The organism is Parcubacteria group bacterium CG10_big_fil_rev_8_21_14_0_10_36_14 (assembly GCA_002772895.1).
GTDB lineage: Bacteria > Patescibacteriota > Patescibacteriia.
The window spans coordinates 1-1,037 of record PFCS01000020.1 but is presented as its reverse complement, the minus strand read 5'-3'; the positions used below and the strand labels follow the sequence as shown (position 1 = coordinate 1,037).

The 1,037-nt window shown below is 27.0% G+C and carries 2 protein-coding genes; both read left to right on the top strand.

Annotation, left to right across the window (positions count from 1 at the left end; all coding sequences use genetic code 11):
- On the top strand, nt 1-728 hold a 728-nt coding region (locus COU51_01470), incomplete at its 5' end, for a hypothetical protein (protein ID PIR66894.1).
- A 4-nt stretch (nt 729-732) separates the two neighbouring features.
- Complete coding sequence (locus tag COU51_01465) at nt 733-1,011, top strand: excinuclease ABC subunit C (GenBank protein ID PIR66893.1); 279 nt, start codon at nt 733-735, stop codon at nt 1,009-1,011.
- The last annotated feature ends 26 nt before the right edge of the window (nt 1,012-1,037 follow it).

Here is a 1,037-nt window from a genome sequence, read left to right as displayed (position 1 = left end):
AAACTTGGGATAAAGCGATTGAGAATTTAAATAAAAAAATTGAAATCAAAAAGCAAATTAAAAAAAGTTTGATGCAGGATTTATTGACTGGTAAAAAAAGATTGGCTGGATTTAAGGATAAATGGGAAACAAAAACATTGGGAGATGTTTCTGATTTCATTAATGGCTATACCTTTAAAAGTGGAAATTATGTTGATGGAGGAAAGTATAAAATTATAACGATTGCTAATGTTCAAGATGGATTTATGTTTATTGATGAACCTAAAACCATAAACGAATTACCGTTTAATGTAAGTAAAGAACAAATTTTAAAAAAGGGCGATATTTTAATATCTATGACTGGAAATGTTGGTAGAGTTTGTGTTGTAGACCACGATAATTGTTTACTTAATCAAAGAGTTGGCAAGATTGTAGCTAAAGATATCCATAAGGAATTATTATATTTATTTTTATATGATAGAAGATTTTTGTATCAAATGATTGGAAGTGCCCAGGGAGGAGCACAAGCTAATTTATCAACCGAAGATATAAAAGAGTATATTTTTGATCTTCCAAAAACAAAAGAAGAACAAATAGCTATTTCTGATATTTTAACTACCGCAGATAAAGAAATTACAGAACTAGAAAAGAAATTATTAATTATTAAAAACCAAAAGAAGTATTTATTAAACAATTTAATCACTGGGGCGATTCGAACACCTGCCCTGTTAAATAATTTTAAATTATAATTATATGTACTACACATATTTATTACAATCAAATAAAGATAACAAATTTTATACGGGATATACCAAAAATTTAAAATTAAGATTTGAGCAACATAGCAAAGGTAAGGTAGAATCTACGAAAAACAGACGACCATTGAAACTTACTTACTACGAAGCATGTCTAAATGAAAAAGATGCTATACATCGTGAAAAATATTTAAAAAGTTATCACGGCAAAATGTTTATTAAGAATAGGCTCAAATCTTATTTAATAGGGACGGAAAATTTATCAGTTAAATCATAAATATATGTTAGAAAAAGTAAATTTTG